Source organism: Myxococcus sp. AS-1-15, from assembly GCF_020037055.1.
GTDB classification, from domain to species: domain Bacteria; phylum Myxococcota; class Myxococcia; order Myxococcales; family Myxococcaceae; genus Myxococcus; species Myxococcus fulvus.
This window is the reverse complement of record NZ_JAIQDF010000007.1, coordinates 242,797-256,168: the sequence shown is the minus strand read 5'-3', so window position 1 is coordinate 256,168 and position 13,372 is coordinate 242,797. Positions and strand designations below refer to the sequence as shown.

Annotated in this window: 10 protein-coding genes and 1 tRNA gene; 9 read left to right on the top strand and 2 right to left on the bottom strand. The window is 70.1% G+C overall.

Going from position 1 to position 13,372, the window contains the following annotated elements; all coding sequences use genetic code 11:
* Positions 1-23: 23 nt before the first annotated feature.
* Entirely contained in the window at positions 24-890 is an 867-nt protein-coding gene (locus K8625_RS20795) for a CHAP domain-containing protein (RefSeq protein ID WP_223783680.1), read from the bottom strand.
* A 134-nt stretch (positions 891-1,024) separates the two neighbouring features.
* Between K8625_RS20795 and K8625_RS20790 the strand changes: the two genes are divergently transcribed.
* The 6 genes from K8625_RS20790 to K8625_RS20765 all read left to right on the top strand — a co-directional run bounded on the left by K8625_RS20790 (position 1,025) and on the right by K8625_RS20765 (position 7,452).
* Positions 1,025-2,716 carry a HEAT repeat domain-containing protein gene (locus K8625_RS20790; protein WP_223747369.1) on the top strand — a complete coding sequence of 564 codons (1,692 nt, stop codon included), beginning with the start codon at positions 1,025-1,027 and terminating at the stop codon, positions 2,714-2,716.
* A 55-nt stretch (positions 2,717-2,771) separates the two neighbouring features.
* Positions 2,772-4,859, top strand: a complete 2,088-nt coding sequence (locus tag K8625_RS20785; protein WP_223783679.1) for an ATP-dependent helicase — start codon at positions 2,772-2,774, stop codon at positions 4,857-4,859.
* A gap of 90 nt (positions 4,860-4,949) precedes the next feature.
* Positions 4,950-6,581: an Hsp70 family protein gene (locus tag K8625_RS20780; protein WP_223747371.1), complete on the top strand. Its 1,632-nt coding sequence runs from the start codon at positions 4,950-4,952 to the stop codon at positions 6,579-6,581.
* Between the two features lie 10 nt (positions 6,582-6,591).
* Positions 6,592-7,017: a hypothetical protein gene (locus K8625_RS20775; RefSeq protein ID WP_046714145.1), complete on the top strand. Its 426-nt coding sequence runs from the start codon at positions 6,592-6,594 to the stop codon at positions 7,015-7,017.
* Between the two features lie 18 nt (positions 7,018-7,035).
* Positions 7,036-7,308, top strand: a complete 273-nt coding sequence (locus K8625_RS20770; RefSeq protein ID WP_141332022.1) for a hypothetical protein — start codon at positions 7,036-7,038, stop codon at positions 7,306-7,308.
* Positions 7,309-7,380: 72 nt separating this feature from the next.
* A tRNA-Val gene (locus K8625_RS20765) sits at positions 7,381-7,452 on the top strand.
* A 148-nt stretch (positions 7,453-7,600) separates the two neighbouring features.
* On the opposite strand, the gene K8625_RS20760 is transcribed toward K8625_RS20765, so the two are convergent.
* Entirely contained in the window at positions 7,601-8,584 is a 984-nt protein-coding gene (locus K8625_RS20760) for a TerC family protein (RefSeq protein WP_223747372.1), read from the bottom strand.
* A 352-nt stretch (positions 8,585-8,936) separates the two neighbouring features.
* Here K8625_RS20760 and K8625_RS20755 point away from each other — a divergent pair, with 352 nt between their 5' ends.
* The 3 genes from K8625_RS20755 to K8625_RS20745 all read left to right on the top strand — a co-directional run bounded on the left by K8625_RS20755 (position 8,937) and on the right by K8625_RS20745 (position 13,362).
* Entirely contained in the window at positions 8,937-9,971 is a 1,035-nt protein-coding gene (locus tag K8625_RS20755) for a carbohydrate-binding protein (RefSeq protein WP_223747373.1), read from the top strand.
* Positions 9,972-10,208: 237 nt separating this feature from the next.
* Positions 10,209-11,807, top strand: a complete 1,599-nt coding sequence (locus K8625_RS20750; protein WP_223783678.1) for a Rieske 2Fe-2S domain-containing protein — start codon at positions 10,209-10,211, stop codon at positions 11,805-11,807.
* 298 nt (positions 11,808-12,105) lie between these two features.
* Positions 12,106-13,362 (top strand): carboxypeptidase-like regulatory domain-containing protein, encoded by a 1,257-nt coding sequence (locus K8625_RS20745; protein WP_223747375.1) that lies wholly within the window; start codon positions 12,106-12,108, stop codon positions 13,360-13,362.
* Positions 13,363-13,372: the final 10 nt, after the last annotated feature.

Here is a 13,372-nt window from a genome sequence, read left to right as displayed (position 1 = left end):
CCTGGAGTCGGGCGCCGTTCGTTTCAGCGCAGGGCCACGGGGATGGGCGCGGGCTTCTTCTTCGCCGGGGCGCTCGCGGGGAGCACGCTGCCGTAGGCCGCGAAGAGCTGCCCGGTGAGCACCGGGGCCTTGTTCGGGCCGGGGTGGCGCAAGAGGTCGTTGAGCACCTCGCCCGTCTTCGGATCCCTCGGCAGGTGGGGGCGTGCCAGGTTCATCCGGTAGCGCACCACGCCCCGGTTGACCCGGTGGATGACGGTGACGGTGCCCTGCGCGTCCACGCTGTCGACGATGCCCACGTGGGTGAGGCCATCGTTGCGGCGGCCGTCCCGGTTCTGGTCGTACGTCTCGTGGAAGAACACCAGGTCCCCGGGCACGGGCCGGCCGTCCTCGTACACGCGGCCATGGGCGCGGGCGTAGCGGTACAGCGCGGTGACGCCGTTGTCCCCAGGCTTGAGCGTCCCGCGGAAGGACAGGCCCGCCTGCGCGTAGACGCCCTCGATGAGGCCCGTGCAGTCGGACGGGTACTTGCGGCCGTCGAAGGTCACCTGCGGCTTGCCCACCACCGAGCGCGCCGCGGCCAGGACCTTCTCGCGCGCATCGGCCGAGATGGGGCGCGCGCCCTGGGTGCTCACCTTCGTGGTGGCCGGCTTGCCCTTCGCGGGCCGGGACGCGGCGGCGCGCGCGGGCGTCTTCGCCCTGGCCGGCGCGGGCTTCTTCTCCGCTTGCGCCGGCGCCACGGGCGTGGAGAGCGACTCGCGCGGGAAGGCCGGCGGCGAGGCCGAGTGGTAGCGGACCGCGTACGAGTCCAGCCAGGGCTCCAGCCGGCCGGACGGGGTGGCGCAGCCCGTCGCGAGCATCGAGAGCATTCCCATCAGCGTGAGCCACCGCATGCGCGACCTCCCTGTAGCGTCCTGGGGCACCATGCTGGCCCCGGCTTCGTGTGTCGTCAAAAAACCTACCCAGGCAACCGTCCGTGGCGGCGCGTGTTTCCGGGGGGAGCGGGGTGCGGTATTGCTCCAGGAGAATGTTTTCACTCCGCCGAGCCTTCCCCGTCCTCCTGCTGGCCACCGGGTGCCTGCCCAATCCGTATGACCGCGCCGCCAGCACGGACACCGTGGAGGGCTATCGCGCCTTCCTGCGGGAGAACCCGACGCACCCGGATGGTGACGCCGCCGAGGCCCGGCTGGAGGAGCTGGAGTTCGAGGAGGCGAAGCGGCTGCACACGGTGCTCGCCTACAAGCGCTTCCTGGAGGCGTACCCGGAGGCGCCGCACACGCGCACCGCGAGGACGCTGCTGGAGGGCCTGCGCTTCAACGCCGCGAAGGAGGCCGACTCCGTGGCCGCCTGGAAGCAGTTCCTCCAGGAGCACCCGGACGGCGCCCAGCGCGACGAGGCGAAGCGGCTGATGCTGGAGGCGGAGTCGCGCGAGCTGGCGACGACGGAGGACCCGAAGCGGCTGGCCGAGTACCTGCGCGAGAAGCCGGATGATCCACGCCGACTCCAGGTCGAGTCGCGGCTGGACGCGCAGGCCTTCGAGCAGGCCAGGGGCTCCGGCGCGACGAAGCTGTTCGCCTACCTCAAGGACTTCCCGGCCGGCGTGCACCGCGAGGAGGCGCGCGTCCTGCTGCTGGGGCTGGAGGTGGAGGGGCTGCTCGTCTCGGGGCTGGTGGACGAGGCCGAGGCGCGGGTGAAGGCGCATCCGCTGGGGCCCAAGCTCACGGACTTCCCGGCGCGACTGACGCGCGCCCGCGCCGAGCAGGCCGCGCTGGCGCATCCGGATCCGCTCGTGCGCGCCGCGCACGTGGGCCACTACCTGCGCGACCTGGAGGACCTGAAGCGCTCGCTGCTGGCGCCGGACGCGCTGGACCGCTGGCAGGCGGCGGAGGAACTGGGCCAGCACGTCTCCGTGCGCGCGGTGGATCCGCTCCTGGACGCGCTGCGCTCGGCGCGCAACCCGTTGATCCGCCAGAACGCGCTGGAGTCGCTGCGCACGGTGCTCACGTCGCTGCCGCGCCCGGTGGCGGAGTACGAGGTGGCCTCCCGGCTGGACGCCCTGCGCGAGCGGGCCAGCAGCGCGGAGATGTACCTCACCGTGGCCGTCCTCCTGGACCTCTCCGGGCAGCTGCCGCAGGCCTCCACCGAGTACCAGCGCGCCTTCGACTCCGGCGTGCCGGACCCCGTGGTGCTGCGCCGCTGGGTGGACATCCGCGAGGGGCGCAAGCAGCCCTTCTCCGCCGCGGTGGCCGCGCGCCAGCTCGCGGTGTGGGCGCTGAACGTGGCCCGCGACGAGACGGTGACGACAGAGGGCCGCGTGCCCCTGGCCTCGGCGCGGCAGCTGTGCGCGGCGGCCGTCAACGCGAGATTCGCCCAGGAGGCCATCGCCCGCGCGCGCGCCGTCTCCACCGAGTTCCCCGAGGACCTGGCTGAGTTCGAGCGCCGCGCCGAGGAGGCCCGCCGCCTCACCGAGGCCCGGCTGGCGGACGCGGAGCTGATCCTCCGCGAGCAGTCGCCCGGGGTGCGCACCTGCGCGGACCGCGGCGTCACCGAGCGGCTGGAGGGCGGGGTGAAGGAGCGCACCGCCGCCCTCGCCACGGTGAGCACGAAGCTGCCCCAGGTGGGCCGGGTGCTGCTGGAGCTGGCCCGGGAGCGGGACCCGTCCGCCCAGGTCCGCGAGGCGGCCTCGGCGCGGCTGACGGCGCACAAGCCCGTGCCGTGAAGTCCGGCTGATCCGTTCGTCCCGGGCGGGCGGGGCGGTTAGAGTTCCGCGCCCCATGGTCTCCCCGCCCACCCCCAGGCCGCTCGGTCCGCCGAGTGGCCCGTCGCGCATCGACTACGCCCGGCTCCTCAACGAGGAGCAGCTGCGCGCGGTGGAGGCGGACGCGGGGCCGGTGCTGGTCATCGCCGGCGCGGGCTCCGGCAAGACGCGCACGCTCACCTTCCGCGCGGCGCGCAGGCTGGAGCTGGGCCTCTCGCCCGACCACCTCCTGCTCTTGACGTTCACCAACAAGGCCGCGCGCGAGATGACCCGCCGCCTGGCGGAGCTGGTGGGCGGCTTCGTGGACGTGGGGCGCGTGACGGGCGGCACGTTCCACCACGTGGCGCATGCGCTCCTGCGCGAGCACGCGACGGCGCTGGGCTACTCGGAGCGCTTCACCGTGCTGGACCGGCAGGACGCGCGGGACCTCATGGTGAGCTGTCTGGCCGAGCGCAAGCTCAAGAGCGACAAGCGCTTCCCCCGGCCGGAGCTGGTGCTGGAGCTGGTGTCGCTCGCCACCAACCTGCAGCAGGCCGTGTCGGAGGTGCTGGTGGACCGCCGGCCGCAGTTCGTCCCGCTGGCGCCGGAGGTGCTCGCCACGGCGGCGCTCTACCGCCTGCGCAAGACGCGGCTGCACCTGATGGACTTCGATGATCTGCTCCTCAACCTGAAGCGGCTGCTCGTCGAACACCCCCGCGTCCGCGCCCTGCTCGCCGAGCGCTTCCACGCCGTGCTCGTGGACGAGTACCAGGACACCAACAGCCTCCAGGGCGAGCTGGTGGATCTGCTCGCCGGGGAGCGTCAGGACCTCACCGTCGTGGGGGACGACTGCCAGTCCATCTACAGCTTCCGGGGCGCGGACTTCTCCAACATCATGGGCTTCCCGGAGCGGCACCCCGGCTGCGCCGTCTTCACCCTGACGCGCAACTACCGCTCGACCCCGGAGGTCCTCCAGCTCGCCAACGCCGCCATCGCCCAGAACACGCGGCAGTTCCCCAAGGCGCTCGTCTCCGAGCGCGCCTCCGGGCCCCGACCCCTCGTCGTCCCCACGCTGGACGCGGCCGAACAGGCGACCTGGGTGGCTGAACACATCCAGACGCTCCGCGCGCGGGGCGAACCCCTGGAGTCGATGGCCGTCCTCTACCGCGCCCACAACCACGGCCTGGAGCTCCAACTGGAGCTGACGCGCCGGGGCCTGCCGTTCCGGGTGCGCTCCGGGGTGCGCTTCTTCGAGCAGCCCCACGTCAAGGACGTGCTGGCCCACCTGCGCTGGGTGAACAACCCCCGGGACGAGCTGGCGTTCCGCCGGGTGGTGCGCGCGGTGCCGGGCGTGGGACCCACCACGGCGGAGCGCCTGTGGACCTCGCTGCGCGCCCTGCCGGAGGGCCTGCCCCTGGGGGAGCGGCTGGTCCACGAGGACGTGCGGCGCCACGTGTCGAAGAAGTCGCTTCCGGCCTTCGAGCGGCTCACGGCGCTGATGGGGCGGCTGGGACGCCCGGAGGCCACGCGCGACCCGGGGGGGCTCATCGAGGACGTGCTGGCGGGTGGGTACGCCGCCCGGCTCGCCCTGGAGGCCATGCCCGAGGACAGCCGGGAGGACGACCTGCGGCGGCTGGCGGAGCTGGCCCGGCGGTTCGAGGACCTGCCGCGCTTCCTGTCGGAGCTGGCGCTGGTGGCGGAGTTCGCCGCCAAGGAGGCCCTGGAGGGCGATGCCCCCGGGGACGTCCTGACGCTCAGCTCCGTCCATCAGGCCAAGGGGCTGGAGTGGCGGAGCGTCTTCGTCCTCTGGCTGGTGGACGGGCGCTTCCCCATGTCCCAGGCGACTCGCTCGGCCGAGGAGGAAGAGGAGGAGCGGCGCCTGTTCTACGTGGCCACCACCCGGGCCCGGGACCTCCTGGCGCTGGTGTACCCCCTGTCGGTGCTGCCCCGGGAGGGCGAGCGCATCGTCCTGCGCCCGTCCCGCTTCCTGGACGAGCTGCCGACGGGGGAGGGGGGGCCGTATGATCGCCTGGTCCTGCCCTCCACCGAGGCGGTCCGAGGGGTGCTCCCACCCCCCCTGGGGTGGAACGAGCCGGGTCCGGAGGGCTCCGAGGTGGAGGACTGAGGGCTTCGCCCAGAAACGCGCGCGCGAAGTCGCGACGTGATACAGAGTGGGACGGGGGCGCGCGTCTGGTGGCCCGCGCCCGTGAACTTCATGGCGGACAGACCTCGCATCGTCGGGATTGACCTGGGCACCACCAACACGCTGGTGGCGTCCGTGCGCAACCGCATCCCGAAGATCGTCCCCACGGATCGCGGCAACCTCATCCTCCCCACCGTCGTCGCCCTGTCGGCCAAGGGAGACCTCCTGGTGGGCGGGGTGGCCAAGGACCAGATGGTCACCAACCCCCGCAACACGCTGTGGGGGACCAAGCGCCTCATCGGCCGCAAGTACCACTCCAAGTCGGTGGAGGACCTGCGCGGCTCCTTCCCGTACGACATCGTCGAGGGCCCCAACGGGGACGCCGCGGTGATGATGGGCGGCAAGCTCTACACGCTGCCCCAGGTCTCCAGCTTCGTGCTCTCGCAGCTGAAGACCATCGCGGAGCAGTTCCTGGGCGGCCCCATCGACGCGGCCGTCATCTCCGTCCCGGCCTACTACAACGACAACCAGCGCCAGGCGGTGAAGGAGGCGGGCCGGCTCGCCGGCTTCGACGTCAAGCGCATCGTCAACGAGCCCACCGCGGCGGCGCTCGCGTACGGCTTCAACCGGGGCCTGGACCAGAAGGTCCTCGTCTACGACCTGGGCGGCGGCACCTTCGACGTCTCCGTGCTGCACCTGGCCGGCAACGTCTTCGAGGTCCTGGCGACGGGCGGCGACACCTTCCTGGGCGGCGCGGACTTCGACACGCGCATCATGGAGTACGTGCTGGAGCGCTTCCGGGAGGAGACCAAGGTCGACCTCACCGAGAACCCCATCGCCCTGCAGCGCATCAAGAACGCCGCCGAGGCGGCGAAGATCGACCTGACGCTCATCCCCAACGTCGTCATCGACCTGCCCTTCATCGACGAGCGCAAGGGCAAGCCGGTGGACCTGCGCATCCCCCTGACGCGCGAGTTCCTCAACAGCCTCACCGGCGACCTGGTGGACCGCACCTTCGAGATCTGCGACCGCGTGCTCGAGGAGAAGGGCATCGCCCGCTCGGACATCGACGAGATCATCCTCGTCGGCGGCCAGAGCCGCATGCCGCTCGTGCAGCAGAAGATTCAAGCGCACTTCGGCAAGCCGCCCAGGAAGGGCGTGCACCCCGACGAGTGCGTGGCCCTGGGCGCGGCGCTGCTGGGCGACTCGCTGGGCAGCATCGACGCGGTGACGCTGCTGGACGCGGTGTCCATGCCCATCGGCTACGCGCTGCCCAACGGCCGCGTGAAGCGCATCATCGAGAAGAACTCGCTCATCCCCATGGTGAAGAGCTTCCGCCTGCCTCCGCCGAAGGAGCCGGGCTCGGCCTACATCGAGCTGGACATCTTCCAGGGGGACAGCGACCTGATGGTGGACAACGAGTACCTGGGCACCGTCCGGGTCCCGTCCGCCGCGGCCGGCAGGAAGATCGACTTCCGCCTCACCGAGGAGTGTCTGCTCCAGGTGACGGTGGAGGAGGCCAGTGGTACTCCGCGCCGGGTGGACCTGGCCACGCGCGATACCCCGGAGCAGCTCAAGCGGGCGCTCTCGGATGTCCTGCGCAACAACGTCGACCATCAGCCCGTGGCGAGCGGCTCCAACGGCGCCAGCGATGACGAGCGGGGCCTGCTCTCCAGCATCAAGAGAGTCTTCCGAAGAGGATAGGTAGCAGCTCATGGCGAAGTTCCCGTCGAAGGAGTGGCTGGACGAAGCGGTCCGGCTCACGAACGAGGACCCCGAGTGCGCCGTCGCCGGCAAGGGATGGAAGGGCGACTTCGGGGCCATCATCGAGGCCGAGCCCGGCAAGCTGGCGAAGTCCTTCGTGGTGCATGTCGTCCCGGGCGACTGCCGCATCGAGAAGGCCCGCGTGCTCGCGGACCCGGATGACCTGGACGAGCTCGAGCCCGTCTACCTGGCCCGCGCCCCGTACACCGTCTGGAAGCAGCTGCTGCAGGGGACGCTGGACCCCGTGGAGGCGGTGCTCAAGCGCCGCATCTCCATGAAGGGCGACCTGCAGCCCCTCATCGAGCGCATGAAGTACAAGGGCATCGCGGACCGCGTCTTCGCGAAGCTGCAGACGCAGTACATCGACGAGCCGTAGGCCGGGGGGCAACGAGCCATGGGTATCCGTGACGACTTGAAGAAGCAGGCGCTGGAGCTCTCCAGCAAGGCCGTGGAGAAGCTCATGGCCGACGAGAAGCGCGCCATGGCCATCGCCAACGCCATCGGCAAGGCCCAGCGGGGCAAGCAGGCCCTGGACCGCGGCCAGGAGGAGCTGCTCAAGGCGTTCCACTTCGCGCCGAAGAGCGAGTTCAAGGCCGTGGGCAAGCAGCTGTCCGGCCTCAAGCGTCGGCTGCGTGAGCTGGAAGAGAAGCTGGATGGGCTCTCGTAGAAATTGCGTTGACACCCGAGGGAGCAGATGGCATCTAGCTCCCCGTCGCGACGCGGTGGCAACACGCAGCGCGGGCGTATAGCTCAGCGGTAGAGCACTGCCTTCACACGGCAGGGGTCGCAGGTTCAAACCCTGCTGCGCCCAACAAGAAGAGGCCGTGAATCCAAGGGGAAACCCAAGGGTTCACGGCCTCTTCGCTTTCCGGCGCATGACTTTGGCGGCGCCCGGCTCCGGCGCGCCCGGCATGAGGTCCGGACGCGCCCTGGCTTCGGGGGATGTGCTGCGGGCTGCTTCAGCTCTCCGACGGTTTGACGAGCGTGTCGGCGCCCGTCTCCGGCGTGTGCGGCGGCAGGTTCTTCGCCTTGATGAGCGAGGCGACGATGCTGGCGCCCAGCAGCGTGGCGATGACGCCCAGCGAGACGGCCGGGTGGATCTTCACGAAGTCGATGAGCGCCATCTTCGCGCCCACGAACACCAGCACGCCCGACAGGCCCACCTTCAGGTAGCTGAACTTCTCCACCGCGCCGGCCAGCAGGAAGAACAGCGAGCGCAGGCCCAGGATGGCGAAGATGTTGGACGTGAAGACGATGAACGGATCTCGCGTCACCGCGAAGATGGCGGGGATGGAGTCCAGGGCGAAGAGGATGTCCGACGCCTCCACCAGGATGAGCGCCATCAGCAGCGGCGTGGCCAGCCGGCGGCCGTTCTCCATGGTGAAGAAGTGGTGCCCGTCGAAGCGCGTGGTGGACGGGATGCTCTTGCGCAGCATCCGCATCATCCACCCGTCCTCCGGGTGGTCCTCCTTGTTGCGCTGCACGAACAGCTTCAGGCCGGTGATGATGAGGAAGCCGCCGAAGACGTAGATGAGCCAGTGGAAGCGCTCCAGCATGGCCACGCCGGCGAAGATCATGATGGCCCGGAGCACGAGCGCGCTCAGGATGCCCCAGAAGAGCACCCGGTGCTGGTACAGCGCGGGGATGCGCATCGCCGAGAAGATGACGACGAAGACGAAGATGTTGTCGACGGAGAGCGACTTCTCGATGAGGTAGCCGGTGAGGAACTCCAGCCCGGGCTTGCCTCCGAACTTCCACCAGAGCCCCGCGTTGAACAGCAGCGCCAGGCTGATCCACACCGTGCTCCAGCCCAGCGCTTCCTTGAAGCTGACCGTGTGGGCCTTCCGGTGGAAGACGCCGAGGTCCAGGGCGAGCATCGCGATGACGAAGGCAATGAAGCCGCCCCACAGGACGGGACTGCCGACGGTTTGTAGAGGTTCCATAGGTGGGGTTCAGATAAGAGCCGCCGTTCTCTTCGACAAATAGGGATTACAGACTCACTCCTTCGGAAAAACCGAAGGATGGCTCCCGCAAGCGCTCCAGGGCTGTCCCGGGAGGGGGCGGCCCGGGGAGGGCCGGAGCGGGCGTCACTGGCTGGGGAAGGGTTGCGGGACGTGGTGGGTTTCGGGCCGTCCGGTTGGAAAAACGACAGTCACCGGGCCGCTGAGACCAGCCAGGCGTCGACGCCCCGAGGCAATCCTGGCCTCGGGGGAGCGGCGCGGCGAGGGCCCGCAGGGCGATAGGCGTCCGCGGCTCCTCCGCCACTCTCGCGGCCCCTCGCAGAAGGACCGCCATTTGATCCGGAACCGTGTTCTCTCATCCCTGTGTGGCGCCTTGTTCCTCCTGTCCGCCTCCGCGTGCGGCGCCGACCCGGGCGCTCCCGGAGCCCAGACGCCCGGCGGCACCGAGTCGCCGTCCGAGCAACCCCAGGTCCCGAGCCCCGACCCCACGCCGGGCAACCCCGCGCCGGAGCCCACGCCCGGGGTGACTCCGACACCTGAGCCGACGCCCGAGCCGACGCCCGAGCCCACCCCGGAGCCGACTCCCGAGCAGCCCTCCGTGGACAAGTTCGGCGTGACGCGGCTGTACCCGTCCAAGGCGGGCGGCGAGTCCTGGGCGCTGGCGGACGACCCCACGTCGGACCCCCGGTTCGACCCGCAGCGCGCCATCACCCGCAACGCGGACGGCTCGTGGAAGATGAAGCACAGCCAGGTGCGCATGGGCGTCACCACCTCCACCGGCTACTCCGCCGCGAAGATTCCGACGTATGACCGGGATGTGCTGGCCAGCCGGGGCTACATGCAGGCGCCCAACGACTGGAAGAACGTCGAGATGACGGGCTTCGTGAAGCTCAACGCCGCGTCGGACGGCTCGGACAACTTCGACTGGTACGCGCGCGGCGGCAAGCACAACAACAACAACTCCGGCTGCGAGGGCAGCAGCTACAAGGGCGGCCTGCACTACGACGGCCGCGCCCGCTGGCAGAAGGAGACGTGGCATGTCTCCTACGACCAGGCGCCGTACAAGCCCGCCACCTCCGCGCTCAAGGGGCGCTGGGTGGGCTTCAAGGCGGTGATGCGCAACACCACCGTCAGCGGCAAGGAGGCCGTGCGGCTGGAGATGTACGTCAACGAGAACGCCGACAAGGTGACGTGGAAGAAGGTCTACGACTGGGTGGACGCTGGGGACTGGGGCGGGGACGCCGGGCACTGCGGCGGCTCCGTGGGCGCCATGCCGATCACCTGGGGTGGCCCCATCGCCACGTTCCGCTGGGACAACGCGGAGGACGTCGACTTCAAGTGGCTGTCCGTCCGTGAAATCCAGCCGTAGTCGCTGAGCCGTCTCCACCGACGACGACACCGGGGCGCGGGAGGTCCTCCTTCCGCGCCCTTCGTGTCTCCCGCCCGGGGCCGTGTCGGGACGCGGACGCGAGCCGGGACTGGAAGGCCCCTGGTCCAGGTGACACCCCGTTCGCAGCCTACTTCACGCCGGCCGTGAGAGCGGGCGGCGACTCGGGTGTGTGCGGCCTCGGCGCGTCGTCGGGCCGCTTCGGTGGGGGGCGGGGACATGCGAATCACTTTCCTGGGCCATGCAGGCTTCGCCGTGGAGTGCGCGGGGAGCGTCGTCGTCATGGACCCGTGGCTGTCCCCGCGCGGGGCGTTCGACTCGGCGTGGATGCAGCTGCCCCGCAACCACCACCTGGCCCCGCGCGTGCGCGAGCTGTTGGAGACGCCCGGCCGCGAGCGCTACCTGTACGTCAGCCACGAGCACAAGGACCACTTCGACCCGGAGTTCCTGGCCAGCCTCCGCACCCGGGACTTCACGGTGGTGATTCCCCGCTTCCAGCGCTCGGAGCTGCAGGACATCTTCGCCCGCTACGGCTGCAAGCGCGTCATCGCCTGCGAGGACGGACGCGAGGTGCCCATCAAGGGCGGCTACCTCAAGCTCTTCGTGTCCGAGCAGGGCACCAACCGCGACTCCGCCATCATGGTGCGCGGCGACGGCCAGTGCTTCGTCAACCTCAACGACTGCAAGCTGCATGACCGGCTGGCGCGCATCAGCGAGGAGGAGGGGCCCATCGACCTCTTCACCGCCCAGTTCTCCGGCGCCATCTGGCACCCCACCTGCTACGAGTACACGCCGGAGACGTACGCGGCCATCTCGCTGAAGAAGCGCGAGAGCAAGTTCGAGGCGGTGGCGCGCGCGCTGGAGGTGGTGAAGCCGCGGGCCTACCTGGCCTCGGCCGGCCCCGCGTGCTTCCTGGACCCGGCCCTGTTCGCGCTCAACCTGGAGAAGGTGAACATCTTCCCCAACGCCACCACGCTGTTCCGCTTCCTCGAGCAGCGGCTGCCCGGCGCCCACACCCGCTTCCTGGAGCCCATGCCGGGGGACGTGCTGGACGCGGCCTCGCTGGAGTACGTCTCGCTGGACGGCGCGCGGCTGACGGAGGAGGGCTTCGAGTCCTACCTGCGCACCTACGCGGCAGACATGGCGCACCTGTTCCGGGAGCGGCGGCGCAACATGCTGCGCGCGGAGGTGGATGAGATCCACGCCCGGCTGCGCGTGGAGCTGCAGCGCAAGCTGGACCTGTTGGACCTGCACGAGCGGGTGGGGATGCCGCTGTACGTGGAGCTGACGGAGCTGCCCGAGCGCCTCTTGCGCGTGGACTTCAAGGGCCGGCGCGTGGACGAGGTGGCGGAGATTCGCGAGACGACGCGCTACACCATGAAGGTGAGCGCCGCGGACATGGTGCGCGTGCTGGACCGGAAGCTGACGTGGGAGGACTTCCTCTTGTCGTTCCGCCTGCGGCTCAGCCGCTTCCCGGACGTCTACGAGCCCATCCTCCACGGCTTCCTGGGCGTCGAAATCGAGGACATGCGGGCCTTCTGCGAGGGCGTGCGCTCCACCGAGTCCCAGCGCGAGCGCACCGTGGTGACGGTGGGCCACCGGCGCTTCTCCGTGCAGCGCTTCTGTCCGCATCAGGGCGCGGACCTGTCCGAGGGGTGGGTGGAGGAGGGCAGGTACCTGGTCTGCCCGCGCCACCGCTGGCAGTTCGACCTGGAGGACGGCGGCCGGTGCGACATGAACGGCTCCACCCTCTGCGCCGAGTCCGTGTCGGAGAAGCCCGCCACGCCCGCACCGGCCGAGGAGCCGCTCGCGCTCTGAAATCCTCGTGTGTCGACGCCATGGCACACCGGGCCATGCGGGAACCCCGTATGTGTTTCGCACCCTCCTGTGACATTCCAGGCTACATGGGTGGGTCGAGAGCCTTTGATTTGTAGCGCGGGGTGTCACACGTGTGGTCGCCGTCGCCTCGGGTCTTTCGTGACGTGTCTGTGTTTGATGAACATTGGTGCTGGGATTGAAACATCCGGCGCTGCCGTGTCAATGTCAGATGAATCACATACCATGCGAGGAGGTGACGCCCTCGGGGTGTCGCCTTTCTTCAACGGGGAGGTATGTGATGTCTCTGTCGGCAATGGTCAGCAAGCGGTGGATGTGGCTGTGTGGCGCGCTGAGCGGCACGATGCTGCTGGGCGCGGCCTGTGGTGCGCCCGAGGGTGAGGCGGAGGCTCCCGCGGCGGTGGAGCACGTACAGCCGCTGGTGACGTGTACGCCCGCCAGCTCCGGCACCACCATCTGTGGCGTCGTCACCAACGCGGCCGGAGCCCCGCTCGCCGGGGCGAGGGTGAGCGTCGGCAGCGCCGCGGGGACGTCGGCCTCGGACGGCTCGTTCTCGGTGACGGCGGCGGTGCCCATGGGCACGCCGGTGACCATCGATGTTCCGGGCTACATGCCCTACGTGGGCGCCGTCACACGCAACGTGCTCGGGGCGCGCTTCGTGTTGCACTCGCTGCACCGGCAGACGTTCAGCGCGTCGGGCACCGTCGTGGTGACGGACCCGCGCAACGGCGCCTCCATCCAGGTGAACCTGTCCGCGCTGCGCGGCCCCTCGGGTGAGCAGGTGCAGGGCCCGTTCACGGTGGGCGTGCGTCACATCGACACGGGCCTGTTGTCGATGCCGGGCACCGACGGCGCCGTCAACCTGTCGGGCCAGCAGGTGTTCCTGGAGTCGCGCGGCGCCATCTACACGGAGGTCCGCGACGGCAGGGGGCAGCTGCTCAAGCTGGCCCCGGGCGCCACCGCGCGTGTCTTCATCCCGCTGACGAATGACCTGGCCCCCACGGCCCCGGCGAACATCGCCTTCTGGTCCATGCCCGTGGGCTCCAACCAGTGGCGGCAGCAGCCCACCAGCGGCACCCGCACGAGCAACCCCGTGCAGTGCAACAACCGCGAGACGGTGAGCTGCAACGCGGATGACTGCGCGCGCATCTCCAACAGCGGCTTCACGGCCAACACCAATGAGGTCGGCTTCATCAACGCCGACATCGAGAAGACCAACCCCGCCTGTCTGCGCATCGACGTGAACGCGGCCTCACTGCCGCCGGGCACCACGCTGCCCATCTGCCTGGAGCTGGAGATTCCGCTCCCCACCGGTGGCAGCCAGACGCGCAACATCTGCGTGGGCGCGGGCACGGACGTCCTCTACAACCTGCCGGCCAACGCCAACATCGTCGTGCGCCAGGCCCAGGGCTACGGCTGCCCGCCGCCTCCTGGGGGCAGCGTGGTGGTGAACACCGGCGCGCCCTGGGGCGGCACCGGCGTGCCCTCGACGCCCGGCCAGTGCAACGGCGTGCTGACGCTGCCGCCGCTGCCGTGAAGTCCCTGAC

What these genes read in the sequence shown, in the direction of transcription:
- K8625_RS20795 (WP_223783680.1), bottom strand. Translation starts at nt 890, where the DNA reads ATGCGGTGGCTCACGCTGATGGGAATGCTCTCGATGCTCGCGACGGGC.
- K8625_RS20790 (WP_223747369.1), top strand. Translation starts at nt 1,025, where the DNA reads ATGTTTTCACTCCGCCGAGCCTTCCCCGTCCTCCTGCTGGCCACCGGG.
- K8625_RS20785 (WP_223783679.1), top strand. Translation starts at nt 2,772, where the DNA reads ATGGTCTCCCCGCCCACCCCCAGGCCGCTCGGTCCGCCGAGTGGCCCG.
- K8625_RS20780 (WP_223747371.1), top strand. Translation starts at nt 4,950, where the DNA reads ATGGCGGACAGACCTCGCATCGTCGGGATTGACCTGGGCACCACCAAC.
- K8625_RS20775 (WP_046714145.1), top strand. Translation starts at nt 6,592, where the DNA reads ATGGCGAAGTTCCCGTCGAAGGAGTGGCTGGACGAAGCGGTCCGGCTC.
- K8625_RS20770 (WP_141332022.1), top strand. Translation starts at nt 7,036, where the DNA reads ATGGGTATCCGTGACGACTTGAAGAAGCAGGCGCTGGAGCTCTCCAGC.
- K8625_RS20760 (WP_223747372.1), bottom strand. Translation starts at nt 8,584, where the DNA reads ATGGAACCTCTACAAACCGTCGGCAGTCCCGTCCTGTGGGGCGGCTTC.
- K8625_RS20750 (WP_223783678.1), top strand. Translation starts at nt 10,209, where the DNA reads ATGCGAATCACTTTCCTGGGCCATGCAGGCTTCGCCGTGGAGTGCGCG.
- K8625_RS20745 (WP_223747375.1), top strand. Translation starts at nt 12,106, where the DNA reads ATGTCTCTGTCGGCAATGGTCAGCAAGCGGTGGATGTGGCTGTGTGGC.